The organism is Neptunomonas sp. CHC150, assembly GCF_030397555.1.
Lineage (GTDB): Bacteria > Pseudomonadota > Gammaproteobacteria > Pseudomonadales > Balneatricaceae > Neptunomonas > Neptunomonas phycophila.
Genome location: NZ_JAPNXU010000017.1, coordinates 1 through 17,726, shown reverse-complemented (window position 1 = coordinate 17,726; position 17,726 = coordinate 1). Strand labels below are relative to the sequence as shown.

Sequence of the window (17,726 nt, the reverse complement as noted above, 5' to 3'; positions counted from 1 at the left end):
CTCACACTAACTTCTCTATTTTGCGATATAGTACTTCCAATCGTTTCTAGGAGAAAAATTGTGGCAGAACATCCGTTTGCTCCCTTTGTACGTATTTTAGGAAAAGGCAAAAAAGGGTCCCGTTCTTTAACCGAGGATGAGGCTTTTGACGCAATGAGTATGATCCTAACTGATCAAGTACGACCTGAGCAGTTAGGTGCATTTCTTATGTTGCTTCGAGTCAAAGAAGAGTCGCCCGAGGAGCTTACCGGTTTTGTAAAAGCCGCCCGCTTACACGCTCATGCGCCAAGTTCTCTGCAAGTCGATTTGGATTGGTCGTCCTACGCGGGTAAAAAGCGCCAACTTCCGTGGTATATGCTGGCGGCCTTTGTATTATCGGGGGAAGGTGTGCGTGTGTTCATGCATGGTTCTCGTGGGCATACACCCGGACGGATTTACACTGAAGATATGCTGTCTTTGTTTGGTATGTCAGCTTCCCAAACATGGGATGAAGTGCAGCAGGCCTTAGACTCACACAGCTTTGCTTTTATGTCTATTAATACTCTTGTCCCGCGACTTGGTGAAATTATTGAATTGCGATCAATCTTGGGTTTGCGTTCACCCGTGCACACGTTGTGCCGACTTATAAATCCTCTTTCTGCAAGCTGCACAGTCGATGGCGTCTTCCATCCGGCTTATGCGCCTATGCACCAAAAAGCTAGCCACTTATTAGGTGTTCAGCATAGTTTAACGATTCGAGGGGATGGTGGTGAGGCTGAGCTAAAACCCGATTCAGATTGTGAGGTTAGATGGATAAAAGAAGGTCAGCTATCAGATCAGATTTGGTCTCGTGTTTATCCTCGTCGATTAGTAAAAGAGGAGACACTCGAAACAGACCAGCTATTAGCATTGTGGCGCGGCGAACTGACACATGAGTATGGAGAAGGGGCTTTAATATCAACACTCGCTGCTTTACTCGTTTTATTAGGTAAGGCGGAGGATCAAGCTTCGGCGGTGCCCTTAGCTGAGTTGTATTGGAAACGGCGTAATAAAGCGCGTTTTTAATATAGTTTGTTCGGGCAATGCATAATTGTAGTGCTTGAGTTTTGATAAAGCAGGCGTTGTTATGGCTAAGTAATGCGAATTTAATACCGTTACTTGAAAAGATTGTTTTCGCACCAATAATCACTTCTACAGGCTCAGCTGACACAATGTAAAAAGTACTACTATAGCTAATAGCTGATCAATTTACTCAGGATTGCAATGCGTGTATCCTGAGTGTAAATGTAAGTCGGTCATCAGGTGTTTTATTATGAATATGACGGTTACCAAAGGCGCAGAAGTTTATCTGGCTGATCTGCTTGAAAAGCAGAACGTAGAAGGTATCGCAGTAAGAATGTTTGTTACACAGCCCGGTACGCCGTATGCTGAAACGTGTTTGGCTTATTGTCGCCCGGATGAAATCAATCCAGAAGATGAAATTTTAGAATTGGAACATTTGCGTTTCTATTTTGAGCGCAACAGCCTTCCTTACTTAGAAGAAGCGACAGTCGATTATTCTCAGGACCGCATGGGTGGCCAACTCACGATTAAAGCCCCAAATGCTAAAGTCCCTAAAGTGTCATCTGACAGCCCGATGAATGAGCAAATCAACTATATCTTATATTCTGAAATCAATCCTGGCCTTGCTTCTCATGGCGGTGAAGTAAAGCTAATGGAGCTGCTAGAGGAAGAAGAAGGGTACATTGCCATTTTACAATTTGGCGGTGGTTGCCAGGGCTGTAGTGCTGTTGACCTAACTCTTAAAGATGGGGTCGAAAAAACATTAATAGAAAGGCTTCCTAGCTTAGTCGCTGTTAAAGATGTAACCGATCACACGGTGACAGATAACGCGTACTATAAATAAACATCCTCCCTTGGCCGCATTCAGGGTGTCTGTATGCGGCATCCACATTGCGTGTTTACAAATGAGTTGCTATAACTCCAAGAGCTTGTCATTCAATATCGGGCAATAATGTGAGTATGTTAACTTGTTTTTCTGTTTAGCGTCCCCATAAATTATTTTTGATATTAATGTCCATTTTTTCGCACCTAGGCTTACTATCTATTAACCTAAGGTGCCCTGTAGAGAGGCAAAATCCACTATGGATAAGTTAGAAGCTAATGCCGATACGTTACATGTAGAGCTTCCCGTTCTGCCGCTACGCGATGTTGTTGTGTACCCTCATATGGTTATTCCTTTGTTTGTTGGCCGTGAAAAGTCTATCGAAGCATTGGAAGCAGCAATGGAGGGTGATAAAGAAATTTTACTGATAGCCCAGAAAAATGCCTCTGACGATGAACCTGTAGCTAGCGATCTCTTCAATATTGGTACCGTTGCCAGTGTCTTGCAAATGCTAAAACTGCCCGACGGAACAGTTAAAGTTTTGGTTGAGGGTGACTATCGAGCACAAATTAATGAGCTCGCAGACGATGAAGGTTTCTTTTCGGCGACTGTTAGCAGTTTGCCCGTTGAAAAATTAAGTGCAGCTGAAAGTGAAGTTTACAAGCGCACAGCATTAGAGCAGTTTGATCGCTTTATACAAATCAACAAAAAAATACCATCTGAAGTGCTCACATCACTACAGAATATTGATGATATAGGCCGCTTATCGGACACAATTGCGGCTCACATGTCACTAAAGTTGGATGAAAAGCAAAGCATTCTCGAAATGCTTGATAATCGCCAACGCTTAGAGCATTTGATGTCACTCATGGAAGCCGAAATCGACCTTGTTGAAGTCGAGAAACGGATCCGTGGTCGTGTTAAAAAGCAGATGGAAAAAAGCCAGCGTGAGTACTATCTCAATGAGCAAATGAAGGCCATCCAGAAAGAGTTGGGTGACCTCGATGAGAATGGCGCAAGCGATATTGAAGAACTGAAAAATAAGATCGATGCAGCGAGTATGCCCAAAGAGGCGTACGATAAAACGTTGGCAGAGTATAATAAGCTCAAAATGATGTCCCCAATGTCCGCTGAAGCAACCGTTGTACGTGGGTATATCGATTGGATGCTGCAAATACCTTGGTCTAAACGCTCAAAAGTGCGCCATGATATGGCTCAGGCCGAAGCGATTTTAAATGAAGATCACTTTGGGCTAGAAGAGGTCAAAGAGCGTATTTTAGAGTATTTAGCCGTCCAAAAACGGGTTAAGAAGCTCAAAGGACCAATATTGTGCTTAGTAGGTCCACCTGGGGTCGGAAAAACCTCTCTAGGCCGTTCTATTGCGCGCGCAACTAACCGTAAATATGTGCGCATGGCTTTAGGTGGCGTGCGGGATGAGGCTGAAATTCGTGGCCACCGTCGCACGTATATCGGTTCGATGCCTGGTAAGTTGATTCAGAAAATGGCGAAGGTGGGTGTTCGAAACCCGTTATTCCTACTTGATGAAATCGACAAAATGGGTATGGACCACCGTGGTGATCCTTCCTCTGCGTTATTAGAAGTGCTTGATCCTGAGCAAAACTCGTCATTCAATGACCATTATTTGGAAGTGGATTACGATTTATCGGACGTTATGTTCGTATGTACATCTAATTCCATGAATATCCCTGGCCCGTTACTGGATAGAATGGAACTAATACGCATCCCTGGTTACACAGAAGATGAAAAGTTAAACATTGCACGTAAATATCTTGTGCCAAAGCAGATCAAGCAAAATGGGCTTAAAGATAAAGAGATCGAAGTGGGTGATGACGCCATCACAGGTTTGATCCGTTACTACACGCGTGAAGCAGGTGTTCGTGGACTTGAAAGAGAAGTTGCTAAAATCTGCCGAAAAGTCGTAAAAGATTTATCTTTAGGTAAATTGAAAGCTCCGGTTAAGATTACATCTGCAGAATTAGAGCACTACAGCGGAATCCAAAAATGTAAATTTGGTTTAGCTGAAGAGAAAGATCAAATTGGCCAAGTGACAGGATTAGCTTGGACCCAAGTAGGCGGTGATATCTTATCAATAGAATCCACTGTTGTACCGGGTAAGGGTAGGCAAGTCACTACGGGTAGCCTAGGTGATGTAATGAAGGAATCTATACAGGCCGCCTTGACTGTAGTCAGAAGTCGAGCACGTTCTTTAGGTATTCCCGCGGATTTTCATGAGAAAAATGATGTCCACATTCATGTTCCAGAAGGTGCTACGCCAAAAGATGGCCCAAGTGCAGGTATAGGCATGTGTACAGCTCTGGTTTCAGCGCTGACTAATATACCTGTCCGGGCTGATGTAGCGATGACAGGTGAAATTACGTTGCGTGGACAAGTGCTGCCAATTGGTGGTTTAAAAGAGAAGTTATTAGCCGCGCACCGTGGTGGTATTAAAACGGTAGTCATTCCTGATGAAAATCAGCGTGACCTGAAAGAAATACCTGATAACATTAAGGCCGACCTAGATATTAAGGCCGTAAAATGGATTGATGAAGTTCTTGAAATTGCCTTGACTTATCAACCTAAGCCGCTATCAGATGAAGAAGTAGAAGCTGCTTCTTCAGAAAAAAAATCGTCTAAGTCTGAAACAGGACAAATAAACACGCATTAACCGGAAACATAGGCAGAATCAGGGGGTTGGAGCTTGACACTTGTTTCTGCCAGTTGGTATAAAGTGCGAGATATTTGTGCTGGGCATGGACTACAGAACATAAAAAATAATCGACTCGATAAAGGGGAACATCGTGAACAAGTCTGAATTAATCGACGCAATTGCAGCATCTGCAGACATTCCAAAAGCAGCTGCTGGTCGCGCATTAGACGGTGCTTTAGATTCTATCTCTTCTGCTTTGCAGAAAGGTGAGTCAGTAGCACTTGTTGGTTTTGGTACTTTTTCTGTAAAAGAGCGCGCGGCACGTACAGGTCGTAACCCTCAGACAGGCAACCCAATTGAAATTGCTGCGGCTACATTGCCGACTTTCAAACCGGGTAAAGCGCTTAAAGACGCAGTTAACAAGTAATAGGGGCTAATCGCGTAAGCGTTTTAATCCCGAATCTGGAGCGGTAGTTCAGTTGGTTAGAATACCTGCCTGTCACGCAGGGGGTCGCGGGTTCGAGTCCCGTCCGTTCCGCCACTTTTGAAAAAGGCGCATTCTGGGAATGCGCTTTTTTTTTGAACAATGGATACTAGGTGAATCATGCTGCAATCGATTCGCGATAATTCTCAAGGTATTGTCGCTAAAGTTATTGTTGGTTTAATCGTTGTTACTTTCGCACTGTTTGGTGTCGAATCGTTAGTCAGTCTAACGGCAGGCTCCAACGCGCCAGCCAGCGTAAATGGTGAAGAGATCACTGAGCAAGAACTGTATCAGGCAACGCAAATACAGCGTCGTCAGTTGCTTTCTCAAATGGGCGAGAATGCAAACCCTGCATTGCTTGATGAGAATGTGATCAGCGGTATGGTTTTAGAAAGCTTAATTGAACAAAAAGCTTTATTGATCTCGGCGCAAGATAAAGGTTTGTATGTTTCTGATCGTATGCTTGATCAAATGATCATAGAAACGCCTGACTTCCAAATTGACGGGAAGTTTAATTCGGATCAATTTCAGGCGGTACTTCGTAACGCTGGTTTAACGCCACTTATGTATCGTGACTTGATGCGCAAAGAGCGAATCTTAGCTCAAGAGGCTAATGCTTATCAGCTTTCATCGTTTGTTGTGCCAGCGCAGCTAAAACAGGTAGTTGACCTTGAAACGCAAACGCGTTCAGGTAACTACTTTACTATGCCGTTAGATATCGAAGCCGCTAAAGTAGCAGTCACCGACGATGAAATTAAGGCTCGCTATGATCAAGAGCGTAGTTCGTTAACAACGCCAGAGCAGGTCGTTATAGAGTACATTGTGCTTGATAAGCAGGCGATGCGTGATGCGATAACTGTTACTGATGAAGAGTTACAGTCTGAATACCAACAGCGTCAAGCGTCCTTTGCACCGCAAAATGAGCGTCATGTAGCGCATATTTTGGTTGAAATTTCTCCTGACCAAGATGATGAAGCAGCGCTAGCTAAAGCTGAATCAATTAAGTCGCAATTGGATCAGGGTGCTGCGTTTGATGAGCTAGCTAAAGCTGAATCGGACGACATTGGCTCGGCTCAATCCGGTGGTGATCTCGGTAATGTAACAACGGGTATGCTATCTGAGCCCTTTGACAATGCGATGCTTGCGTTAAAACCTGGCGATGTTTCTGAGCCAGTGCGTACAGAGTTTGGCTACCATATCATCAAACTGATCAGCGAAACCGAGTCTACAATGCCTTCATTTGAAGAATTAAAGCGTTCTCTTGAAGATGATATCGTGACTCGTAAAGTTGAGTCTGAATACGTAGAAGGTTTAGAGCAATTAGCGGATACCACGTATTCAGCAGGAGACCTTGCTGAGCCTTCGGAAGTAATGGGCTTACCTATTGAAGTGAGTGCGCCTTTTGATCGTTCTGGTGGGGCGGATGTGTTTACGAGTAACGCTCAAGTAATTGAAGCGGCATTTGCTGATGAGCAATTAAATGAAGGGCTCAATAGTACGCCGATAGAGATTGATCAAGACCGTACTATGGTTTTACGCGTCAAAGACCATTTTGAGCCTCGAGAGCTATCGTTAGAAGAAGTCTCTGATCAGTTACGAGATCAAATAGCCTATGATAATGCTTCAAAAGCGTTGAATGAAAAAGCTGATAGTAAATTAGCCGCGTTAAATAGCGGTACATCATTATCCATGGCTGCTGATGATGCTCAGGTAAATGCGCTTGAGTCGCTTAGCCGTTCAGCTTCTTCAGCTCCCGCGGAAGTGGTTGGTAAACTATTTGCCATGCCGCATCCTGATGGTGCTCCTACAGCCTCTAAAGCTGTATTAGCTGACGGAAGTGTGGCGGTCATTCAATTAACTGCTGTGACTCAATCAGAAGCGGCAGAAAATGAAGATACGTTGAACGCAATGGGGCAATATTTAGCCTCAATGAAAGGTCAGGAAGCGTATAAAATGGTTGCTAAATCAGTTACTGATAGCGCTGAAATTGAGCGTAAATAGAACAGACACATATGAAAAAGCCTAGCTTGTTAGCTAGGCTTTTTTTTGTCTATGTATATTAGCATTTGTTGATGTAAGTTAATGATTTAAAAGTGGGCCTATTTTAATCTGCACTAGTTTAGTGGTAGGTGCTTCTTACTGTGTTAAGCGCCTAATTTAAATATGCAGAAGTAGGTCAAAATGATGATCATTAACGAAGCTGTAGTAGAGCTGTCTAGATTGCAGTTCGCTTTAACTGCAATGTACCATTTCCTTTTTGTACCCCTGACGTTGGGAATGTCATTCATTCTCGCCATCATGGAGTCGGTTTATGTTATTACCGGAAAACAAGTCTATAAAGACATGGTTAAGTTTTGGGGAAAGTTGTTTGGAATCAACTTTGCTTTAGGCGTGACAACCGGTTTAACCATGGAATTTCAATTTGGAACAAACTGGTCTTATTATTCCCATTATGTGGGAGATATTTTTGGAGCTCCACTAGCCATTGAAGGTTTAATGGCTTTTTTTCTCGAATCAACTTTAGTTGGTTTGTTCTTTTTTGGCTGGGACCGCCTAAGCAAGCTTAAGCATTTATTAGTGACTTGGGGTGTTGCATTGGGTTCTAACTTTTCGGCTTTGTGGATTTTGATAGCTAATGGATGGATGCAAAATCCTGTTGGGTCAGAGTTTAATTATGAAACGATGCGAATGGAGTTGGTCGACTTCGGCGCTTTGCTATTTAACCCTGTAGCACAAGTTAAGTTTGTACATACTGTGTCAGCAGGGTATGTAACAGGTGCGGTTTTTGTATTAGCGATTTCCAGTTATTACTTACTCAAAAATCGCGATTTACCCTTTGCGCGGCGTTCATTTGCTATCGCTTCGGCTTTTGGTCTGGCTTCTATTATCAGTGTTATTATCTTAGGTGACGAGTCTGGCTATGAGCTAGGTGATGTTCAAAAAGTTAAGCTGGCTGCTGTCGAAGCTGAATGGCATACGCATGAAGCACCTGCTGCTTTTACACTAATCGGTTTTCCGAATCAGGAAATAGGGGAGACGGAATATGCTATTCGTATCCCAGGAGTCTTAGGTTTAATCGCAACACGCTCTTTTACTGAGGAGGTGGAAGGGATAGCGGATCTAAAGGCTCATAACCGTCAACGTATAATAAATGGCATTTATGCTAATCAATTGCTTGATAAGTTGCGCTCGGGTTCTACAGACGAACTTGTTAAAGAAAATTTCGAAAAGGTAAAAGACGATTTAGGTTATGGGTTACTAGTTACTGCATTTACGGATGACATAAACAACGTAACCTCCGAACAGATAGATCAAGCTGTTGATTATAGTATCCCTCGTGTAGCGCCTATCTTTTTTGCTTTTCGTATTATGGTCGCGGCAGGTTTCATCATGCTGATCATTTTTGCTACTGCTTTTTATCAAAATGCGCGTCGTCGCATCGGCAACAACCGTTTATTTCTTCGTATTATCTTATGTAGTCTACCGCTTCCGTGGATCGCTTGTGAAACCGGGTGGATTGTCGCTGAGTATGGCAGGCAGCCATGGGCAATAGGAGAAATATTACCGGTACATGTCGCCGTATCTAGTCTGTCAGCAGGCGAGATTTGGCTATCGATGGGCTTGATGACTGCTCTATATACTGTTTTCCTTTTTGCAGAAATGTATCTAATGATTAAATTCGCCAAAAAAGGACCATCCAGCTTACATACAGGGCGCTATGCTTTAGAAGGTGATATAGCTCAAATGCGCGTTCAGGGGGAGCAGTAAAATGGATTATGAATTATTAAAACTAATATGGTGGGCATTGATAGGTGTTTTGCTGATTGGTTTTGCGGTAACCGATGGCTTCGATATGGGAGTAGGTAGCCTGCTGAGAATAGTTGGCAACGATGATATCGAACGTCGCGTAATGATTAATTCCATTGCCCCGCATTGGGATGGAAATCAAGTATGGTTTATAACCGCCGGTGGTGCGCTCTTTGCAGCATGGCCTATTGTTTATGCGACCTCTTTTTCGGGTTTTTACTTTGCAATGATTTTGACCTTAGTCGCGCTTTTTTTCAGACCCATTGGCTTCGATTACCGTTCTAAATTACCGAACCCTTCATGGCGTAATAGTTGGGACTGGGGGATTACGTTCGGCTCTGCTGTGCCGCCAATTATCTTCGGTGTGGCATTTGGTAATTTATTGCAAGGAGTACCTTTTGAGTTTGATAGCTACCTTCGGGTGACATATACAGGCACGTTTTTCGCTCTATTGAATCCTTTTGCTGTGCTATGCGGTGTTGTTAGCTTACTAATGATCATGACTCAAGGTGGGGCTTGGCTTCTGATTAAGACTGATGGCCACTTGCTAATAAAAGTTGCACGCGCAACATTAATCACTGGGTTATTGGCATGTTTGTGCTTTGTGCTTGCAGGTTTGTGGTTAGCTTTTGGAATAGATGGGTATGTGATCACGAGCCAGGTGAATGGTAATGACGTCTTAACTCCATTAATGAAGTCGGTTGAGATTCAATCTGGAGCATGGCTGAATAACTATGAAAAATATCCTGTGTTATTGCTTGCGCCTGTGTTGGGGGTTGCTGGCATGTTGGTAGCTAGTTTGGCTGGTGCTCTGCGTAAAGGCGCATTGGCTTTTTTGAGTTCATCGTTGGGTATCGCGGGCATTATAGTTACCGCTGGGGGATCAATGTTTCCTTTTTTAATGCCGTCTTCTTCACAGCCCGGAATGAGCTTGACTCTCTGGGATGCAACATCCAGTGAAATGACACTTAAAATCATGTTTTTTGTCGCGTGTGTTTTTGTGCCAATTATTTTGATTTACACCTTATGGAGCTACTGGGTTATGTTCGGGCGTATTAGTAAAGCTCACATAGAAAAGAATACGCACTCATTGTATTAATATGTAAATAACTTTGAAGCGTGGCTTCAAGGTGGAGGAATAAGATATGTGGTACTTTGCTTGGATTCTGGGTGTGCTGCTAGCGTGTTCATTTGGCATTATCAATGCTGTTTGGCTCGAATTTAAAGGGTATGAGGGTGAAGAGGAAGCCTGAGCTAAATGAATCAAGACTCTAAAAACAAAGAGCGCCATAAAGGGCGCTCTTTTACTAATGAAACGTTATTCCTGAAAGATTTAGTCGGTTTTCAACGTATAAAATATCGCTATGTGAATGTGCTAGGCATGTTGGCAGGGCTTTTGATAGTTGTTCAAGCGTGGGCTTTATCTAACCTCTTTGCCGGTCTCGTCTCATTTAATACGTTATCGTTTTTTATGTTGATTTTAGGCCTGTTAGCGTGGCTTTTACGATCAGTTTTACATCTCATCAGAGATCTTATCGCCTCTGAAGCGAGTCGTAACATTCGTTTCAATTTGCGGAAAAAATTATTAAGCGAATTAACTTTTTTAGGGCCTAAACGATCGGTTATTGATGAAGATGCCGCTTTATCGACTCGAGTTTATGAGCAGGTCGATGCCTTAGATGACTATTATTCGCGTTATAAACCGCAGACATTTATGGTGACTGTAGCCCCATTTATTATACTGCTAACGGTGTTGCCTATATCGCTTATTACGTTTTTCATTTTTTTATTGACGGCACCTTTAGTGATTTTTTTTATGGTTTTGGTGGGGCATAAAGCTGCAAATGCTAACCGAAAGCAGTTTTCAGTGCTGGCAATGTTATCCAATCAATTTATGGATATGAACCAAGGTTTATCTGAGCTTAGACGTCTCTCAAGAGTTAAGGATGCAAGGGAAAGGCTTTCATCAAGTGCAAAAGCTTATCAAAGTACTTCTATGGGGGTACTGCGTCTCGCTTTTTTATCGACAGCTACTTTAGAGCTTTTCGCTTCATTATCTATCGCAATGGTTGCTTTGTATTTAGGACTAGGTTTGCTTGAAAAGTTACCTTGGCAGCTGGGTTCTTCGCCTGTTACCTTGACTAATGCTTTTTTCTTGTTGTTGTTGGCCCCTGAGTTTTACCTTCCTTTACGCCAATTAGGGCAAGACTATCACGCCAAACAAAAAGCAGAAGCAGCAGCATCAGGAATTTTGCAGATATTAGAGGCTTCTACTAGTGATAGTTCTACAACACAAGTTCACTTGAAAGATAGTGAGACTCCACAAACACTGATGCTTTTTGATTCATTGTCTTTAGACGCGAATAAGCGGACTCGGCTAGTTTCAATCTCCGGTCATATACACGAAGGCGAACGTATTTGGCTCAGTGGGGAGTCAGGTGTTGGTAAATCCAGTTTGCTTTATATTCTCTTAGGCTTTGAGGATAGCTATAGGGGGCAATGCCTAATTGACGGTATTGATATAAAACAAGCCGACTTATCTCAATGGCGTTCACGACTAGCTTGGATACCTCAGTCTCCTGAATGGATTAATGGAACCATTCGTCAAAATCTTACGTTAGGCCTGAGTAATTTAGATAGTGCAAGCATTCATGACGCTTTAGAAAAAAGCAAAGCCAATATTTTTATTAAAAAATTACCTAACGGTTTAGATACCAAGCTTTCAGAGTTAGGGACAGGGCTGTCCGGTGGGCAGATGCAACGACTGTCTATTGCGCGAGCGTTATTATCCAACGCAGATGTTTGGCTTTTAGACGAGCCTTGTGCAAGCCTTGATCAAGAGACAGCTGAAGCGGTTTTAGAAACAATTAATCGCGTGTCAGAGCAGAAAACCTTATTAGTCGTTAGTCATGATACGCACCCCATTGAGTGGGTTGATAAACATTGGAAACTGACTAAGGAAGGGCTTTATGAAGTTGCATAAACTGTCTTTAAAGCATCTGTTAACGGCCAGTTTAACTGGGTTGGTTATGTCCGGGCTCTTAGGGGTAATATCAAGTATAGCGGGCGTAGCACTTCTCGGTGTATCCGGTTGGTTTATTTCGGCTGCCGGCTTAGCCGGTGGTCTCCTATTTTTTAATTACTTTACGCCGGGGGCAATCATTCGCCTTATGGCTATATTAAGAACTGCTGGAAAATACGGCGAACAAGTTTTTGCTCATAGTCATTTACTTGATCTATTGAGGTTGTTGCGTTTATGGGTCTGGGATCAGCGCGCGGATAGAGATCCCGCTCTTGTTTCAAAAGAAAGTAAAGGCGATTTGTTGCAACGAATAGTAGCAGACGTAGACCAAATTATACGCTGGCCGTTGATGGTTTTTTTCCCTTGGCTATATGCGTTGGGTGCCTATTGTTTGGTTATCTGTTTGGCTTTTTATATTAATGCTTCACTAGGGTGGCCTTTGCTGGTTGGTGCTATTTTGCACCTTTGTGTTATACCTTGTCTCTTGATGCGCTGGGGATTAAAGAGAGTTTACTCATCTCAAGTATTAGGTATACATCGCCGAAGTCGTTTTATTAGCGTATTTTCCTCTCTAATTACGTTAACTATTCGTGGGAATTGGTCTTCTTATTCGTCGCGCTTGCATCAGTTGGATAATCGACAGAGAAAAAATGATAAACAGATACAGATGTTATTGAGCGTCGCTAAGTTCTTAATCAATCTTGTTGCAATTGCTTTGCTAACCTTGCTCGTGACATTAGTCGTTCAGTATGAGTCTTCAAATAAACACTTTACATTGATTGACGGCATAGATGCCGCGTGGTTTGTTGGTCTGCTGCTATCTCTCCTAGCACTTAATGAGCTGATGACTCCATTGGCTCAGTTGTTTTTAGCACACGCACAAGCGAAAGTTGGCTTGAAACGGCTAAAACAGATTGAAGTGCAGGTTAAACCAAAATCCAACCTAGCTATTTCTCACATTGATTCGCTCTCTTTTAAAAATTGGAAAGGGGTACATCTTCCTTCGCTTTTGGGCAGCCCTATTGTATCTATGCGGCTTAAAGTGGGAGACACTCTAGCTATTATAGGAAACAGTGGTTGTGGCAAATCGACATTATTATCTTCAATGGCAGGGGAGTGTTATTCGCAAGGCCTTTCATTGATCAATGATCAGGTAATCGATTTATATGGAGAACCAGCTTATCAAGCTTATGTCAGTTACTTGCCTCAGAGTCCTTATATTTTCCAGCAAAGTGTTGCAGCTAATATTAGGCTTGGAAAGCCAGAAGCCTCCGATGAAGAAGTGTTGAAGGCGTTAGCGGCAGTCAAATTGGATGATTGGGCTCACGGGCTACCTCAAGGTATGTATACGTTTTTAAGTGCTCAGGGAAAAGATTTATCCGGAGGTCAGATTAAGCGTCTAGCCTTAGCTAGATTGCTGATTCGCAAAGCCCCTATTTTATTATTAGATGAACCGTTTGATGGCTTAGATCAGGGCACGATAGAGCATTTAATCACATCACTAGAGGGTGAGTATAAGCCTAATATTCTCGTATTTATTAGCCATATAGATACAAGACTTAATGAGCGCGCTAAATCTTTGCATCTATAAGGGCCATATGAGCATCAAATCTTTTTCAGTAACAGACTCCCTATTGAGTACCCAGCGCCAAACGAGCAGATAACACCAAGGTCGTTTGGCTCCATATCTTGATGATATAAATTAAAGGCAACCAAAGATCCTGCAGAGGCTATATTGGCGAATTGATCAAGAATAATTGGAGCGGTCAGTTGATCTGCATCTTTCCCTAATAAACGACGGATAATTAGCTGATTCATATTGATATTTGCTTGGTGTAGCCACCAACGCTTTATATCACTAGTCTTTAAGCCATTAGAGGCTACATGATTATCTAAGTGATCAGCAGCCATGGGGCAAACCTCTTTAAAAACCTTTCTCCCGTTTTGATGAAACAATGCTTGAGGTGAAAAAGGGTCTGTATCGCAGGCACGAGCGGTATACCCAAAGTTAGAGCGTATATTATTCGAAAACTGTGTCGCCGCTCGGACGCTGACCATTTCAAATGTATGTAAAGGTGAAGTAATGGCTTTGGAGTTTTCAACAACCATTGCTGTTGCAACATCACCAAAAATAAAATGGCTGTCACGGTCGGTGAAGTTGACTTGAGGTGATGTTAACTCCGGGGAAATAACCAATACCGAGTTAGCCGTACCGGCTTTGACCATTTCATAAGCTCGATGCAAACCAAAGGTGCCAGAGGAGCAAGCAACTTGCATATCAAAAGCGAACCCGTCTATTCCCAGCGCGTGCTGAACCTCAATTGCGATCGCAGGATAAGGTCGTTGCGTGTAAGATGAAGAAACTATAACGGCATCTATCTGATTTGGGAGCTTATTCGCTGCACATAGTGCGTCTTTAGCGGCTTCTATTGCCATCTCGGCTTGTAAAGAGATGTCATCATCAGGGCGTTCAGTCAGTGATGGTCGCATTCTATTTGTATCTAAAATACCGTCTTTTTCTATAACATAACGGCTTTTAATGCCGGAAGCTTTTTCTATAAATTCGCTATTGGAAAAAGGAGGCTTGTTACCAAATAGTGCTATGTTTTGTTCCACCCATGCATTATAACTATGCACAAGTTCGTCATTAGAGATGGTATTAGCGGGTTTCCAGAGGCCTGAGCCTGTGATGAAAGGGCGTATAGTATCCATAGGTGCTCTTCTTTTTTAGAGCAGTATAGGACAAAAAGATAGAGTATTGAAAACAGATGTTGGGTTAGGTGTTTATTTAAGAATTAGGATGGAGTAACGGGGCAAGGGAGCCCCGTATTCCGGAAGATTAAATGGTGCCCGTCAATTAATGGTGTGCGTGGCGACCAATATGAAGTTTAGGTAGTTCCATACGGAACAAAGACTTAACGAAACGTTTTGTTGATGCAAATAATTCAGCGTTGTATTCACGGCGCATTTGGTAAGCGCGATCGATGTAATACTGAGTGTCGACGTTGCCAGTAGAATCTGTTTTGATGCTGTGTTGAGTATGCATGTTAAGCCTCCGGTTAAGCTCAATTGATTAAGGTATGTACATATACTAAGGTCGAATGAGGAATTGGACAAACGATCATTTCTCAGTAGAATGATGAGAAAAAATAATCAATGAGGTGCTGCTATCAGACGCTTACCCCCACTCAACGCCATTCGTGTATTTGAAGCTGCAGCGCGCAATGAAAGTTTCGCTGCGGCGGCTGAAGAGCTATTCATAACGGCTTCAGCGGTTAGTCATCAAATAAAAACGCTTGAGCAATTTTTAGGGTTAGTTCTGTTTAGAAGAAACAAACGTAAAGTTGAGCTCACCCCAATAGGCCACCAATACTTGGTTTCGGTCAAACATGCCCTTGATGAAATTGAAGTGGCGACTCAGCGAATAACTACCAGCGCGGGTAATGACGTTGTTACAATCAGTGTTGCACCTAACTTTTTAACCCGTTGGCTCATGCCTAGAATGAGCCGCTTCCAAGAAAAATACCCTGATGTAGAACTGCAAATTAGTGCATCAACAGGCCTTATTGATTTTAATAAGTCGGCAGTTGATATGGCCGTTTATTTTGGTCATGGAGATTGGCATGACATTGAAGTGCATTTTCTGCGTAATGTTTTCCAAGTGCCTGTATGCAGCCCTGTGCTTATGTCGGGATCTCGTCCATTAATTCAACCCGCTGATTTACGTAGGCATACACTCATACATGTGAGTAAGCGATTGTATGAATGGCCAGAGTGGCTGCAATTAGCAGGTGTAGAGTACACGGGCTTTAGTCGAGGACTGCAGTTGTCTAGTAGTCAATTAGCAACGGCAGCAGCTCAAGAGGGCCTAGGCGTTGCACTGGCCGATAGCACGCTTACTTCACGTGAAATTGAGCAGGGTAAACTGGTTGTCCCGTTTGATTTAATGATGGATACACATAAATCGTTTTATTTGGTTTACCAAAAAAATCGATTATTAACTTATGGCATGCAAGCCTTTAAAGATTGGGTTATTGAAGAGATGCTTGATGGCTCAGTTATTAAAGAAAACAGCATGGTTTCTCAGTCCAATAACTAACGTAGTTGCTCATTATAGTTGTCGATTGGCGACAAGTGTCAGTGGTATTTTTTCACTGAAATATCGATACATTCCTGCAAAAATCTTCTAAATCCTCTCTTGTATTCAGGCTCTATTAATTTAATTAAGAGTCGTAGCCTAGAGATGCAAAAAAATCAAACTTTTAACTAAAAAAAATTTTATTAGTAATGTGGATTTGTTATACATGCCTTTGACTGCAATGAGGTGGTTTTTGTTTCGGGCTAACTGCCTCATAGACAGAGTCTAAAATCATGGAGGAAATTACATGTCTTTTTACTATACGAGTTCTGGGTATTCCGGTTATAGCTGGTACAACTCTTACTGGTCTAAATATAAACATCACGATAATAAAAATGACGATTGGTGCTATACATCCATTGCTCCTGTAGCAAAAGATGATCCTGGTTCTAGCAAGTATTCTGCATTTTTAGGTTCTACTGGCAAATCTCAAAGCGTTAGTGATTGGAAGCTTGATGGTGTTTCAATTTCAGCAACTGACATTAACGGTAATAAAACACATGCTTCACTTATCAATTGTGAAGGCATTGGTGTTGATGCCGGATGTGATAAAACAGGGCAACTTGAATACAACGCTAAAACGGGACAATCTGAATCAATCACCATTAGCTTTGATCAAGTCTTAAACAAAGCAACGGTTGGTATCTCAAAGCTTTCAGGGAATGAAGGCGGTCATTGGGAAGCGTATTACGAAGGGAATCTTGTTACTTCTGGCGATTTTTACGGCAACAAAAATTGCTTCAAAGAGCTGAGCATCGATACGGGTGATTTAGTTTTTGATGAAATCGTTTTTACAGCGTCAGATAACGTTTATGGATATAAGTGTGACGTTTCCGACTACCTAATTAAGTACATTAGTGTTTCAGGTCCTGCTATTGCTGAAGATGCCTTCACCGTTCAAGAAAATGGCTCGTTGGCGTTAGATGCTAATACGTTAATCGCAAACGACTGTGATGATGACACTCCAATTAGTGATCTGGTAATCAGTGATTACACAGACGCAGTTAACGGCACTATCTCATTCGATGAAGCAAGTGGCCAGTTTACCTATGTTCCAGGTCCAGCATATGACTATTTAGCGGCGGGTGAGACGGCTACAGACACATTCACCTATGCGGTTAAAGACCCAGAAGGTAATGTGTCTAACTACGCAACTGTGACAATTACTATCATTGGTGAAAATGATGCACCTGTCGCGGCTGACGATACTTTATCTGTAGCAGAAGATGCGCCATTAGTTATCCAGCCTTCAGACCTTTTAGCAAACGACTCTGATCCAGAAGGTGATAATCTTACAATCACGGCTGTTGGTAATCCAAGTAACGGTACTGTTGTATTAAACGCGGATGGAACAATAACGTTTACACCCGCACCTAATTACTCAGGTCCTGCTACATTTGAATATACCGTAAGTGATGGTAATGGTGGCGAGACAACAGCGACAGTAACGGTCAATGTAACTCCTGAGAATGATGGGCCAGTTGCTGCATTTGATAATTTCTGGGGAATGGAAGATACGCCAGTTACGGTAACTCCAGAGCAAATGCTAGGAAATGACACGGATTTAGATGGTGATACACTCACGATCACTGAAGTGTCTAACCCAACGAACGGTACTGTTGTCCTTAACGCTGATGGCACCGTGACCTTCACGCCTGATGAGAACTTCAATGGCGAAGCGACGTACGAGTACACCATTACTGACGGTAACGGTGGATTCGACACCGCTACTGTGACAATCGA

At 42.6% G+C, this 17,726-nt stretch carries 14 protein-coding genes and 1 tRNA gene; 13 read left to right on the top strand and 2 right to left on the bottom strand.

Annotation, left to right across the window (positions count from 1 at the left end; translation table 11 throughout):
* Positions 1-60: 60 nt before the first annotated feature.
* From OW491_RS17615 to OW491_RS17565, 11 genes are all read left to right on the top strand, one after another.
* Positions 61-1,044, top strand: a complete 984-nt coding sequence (locus tag OW491_RS17615) for a glycosyl transferase family protein (protein WP_075172088.1) — start codon at positions 61-63, stop codon at positions 1,042-1,044.
* Between the two features lie 247 nt (positions 1,045-1,291).
* Positions 1,292-1,885 carry a Fe-S biogenesis protein NfuA gene (gene nfuA / locus OW491_RS17610; protein ID WP_290037216.1) on the top strand — a complete coding sequence of 198 codons (594 nt, stop codon included), beginning with the start codon at positions 1,292-1,294 and terminating at the stop codon, positions 1,883-1,885.
* A gap of 238 nt (positions 1,886-2,123) precedes the next feature.
* Positions 2,124-4,550, top strand: a complete 2,427-nt coding sequence (lon, locus tag OW491_RS17605; protein WP_075172090.1) for an endopeptidase La — start codon at positions 2,124-2,126, stop codon at positions 4,548-4,550.
* Positions 4,551-4,683: 133 nt separating this feature from the next.
* Positions 4,684-4,959 carry an HU family DNA-binding protein gene (locus OW491_RS17600; RefSeq protein ID WP_075172091.1) on the top strand — a complete coding sequence of 92 codons (276 nt, stop codon included), beginning with the start codon at positions 4,684-4,686 and terminating at the stop codon, positions 4,957-4,959.
* A gap of 37 nt (positions 4,960-4,996) precedes the next feature.
* Positions 4,997-5,073 (top strand) — tRNA-Asp (locus OW491_RS17595).
* 63 nt (positions 5,074-5,136) lie between these two features.
* Positions 5,137-7,017, top strand: a complete 1,881-nt coding sequence (locus tag OW491_RS17590) for a SurA N-terminal domain-containing protein (protein WP_290037214.1) — start codon at positions 5,137-5,139, stop codon at positions 7,015-7,017.
* A gap of 186 nt (positions 7,018-7,203) precedes the next feature.
* A complete protein-coding gene (locus tag OW491_RS17585; RefSeq protein ID WP_218648459.1) occupies positions 7,204-8,784 on the top strand; it encodes a cytochrome ubiquinol oxidase subunit I in 1,581 nt (526 codons plus the stop codon).
* 1 nt (position 8,785) lies between these two features.
* On the top strand, positions 8,786-9,922 hold the full coding sequence (gene cydB / locus OW491_RS17580; protein WP_290037213.1) for a cytochrome d ubiquinol oxidase subunit II: 1,137 nt from the start codon (positions 8,786-8,788) through the stop codon (positions 9,920-9,922).
* A gap of 46 nt (positions 9,923-9,968) precedes the next feature.
* Positions 9,969-10,076, top strand: coding sequence for a cytochrome bd-I oxidase subunit CydX (cydX, locus tag OW491_RS17575; protein WP_075172095.1), 108 nt, complete (start codon positions 9,969-9,971; stop codon positions 10,074-10,076).
* Between the two features lie 5 nt (positions 10,077-10,081).
* Positions 10,082-11,806 carry a thiol reductant ABC exporter subunit CydD gene (cydD, locus tag OW491_RS17570; protein WP_290037211.1) on the top strand — a complete coding sequence of 575 codons (1,725 nt, stop codon included), beginning with the start codon at positions 10,082-10,084 and terminating at the stop codon, positions 11,804-11,806.
* Complete coding sequence (locus tag OW491_RS17565; RefSeq protein ID WP_290037209.1) at positions 11,793-13,436, top strand: ATP-binding cassette domain-containing protein; 1,644 nt, start codon at positions 11,793-11,795, stop codon at positions 13,434-13,436. The genes cydD and OW491_RS17565 overlap by 14 nt, the downstream gene beginning before the upstream one ends.
* 14 nt (positions 13,437-13,450) lie before the next feature.
* Here the strand turns inward: OW491_RS17565 and OW491_RS17560 are convergent, their stop codons facing one another.
* Positions 13,451-14,557 carry a beta-ketoacyl-ACP synthase III gene (locus OW491_RS17560; RefSeq protein WP_290037207.1) on the bottom strand — a complete coding sequence of 369 codons (1,107 nt, stop codon included), beginning with the start codon at positions 14,555-14,557 and terminating at the stop codon, positions 13,451-13,453.
* 145 nt (positions 14,558-14,702) lie between these two features.
* Entirely contained in the window at positions 14,703-14,891 is a 189-nt protein-coding gene (locus tag OW491_RS17555; protein WP_075172099.1) for an RSP_7527 family protein, read from the bottom strand.
* 123 nt (positions 14,892-15,014) lie between these two features.
* Here OW491_RS17555 and gcvA point away from each other — a divergent pair, with 123 nt between their 5' ends.
* Both gcvA and OW491_RS17545 read left to right on the top strand, forming a co-directional pair.
* The gene (gene gcvA / locus OW491_RS17550) at positions 15,015-15,944 is read left to right on the top strand and encodes a transcriptional regulator GcvA (RefSeq protein ID WP_075172100.1); all 930 of its coding nucleotides are present in this window, start codon (positions 15,015-15,017) and stop codon (positions 15,942-15,944) included.
* Between the two features lie 286 nt (positions 15,945-16,230).
* On the top strand, positions 16,231-17,726 hold a 1,496-nt coding region (locus tag OW491_RS17545), incomplete at its 3' end, for an Ig-like domain-containing protein (protein ID WP_290037205.1).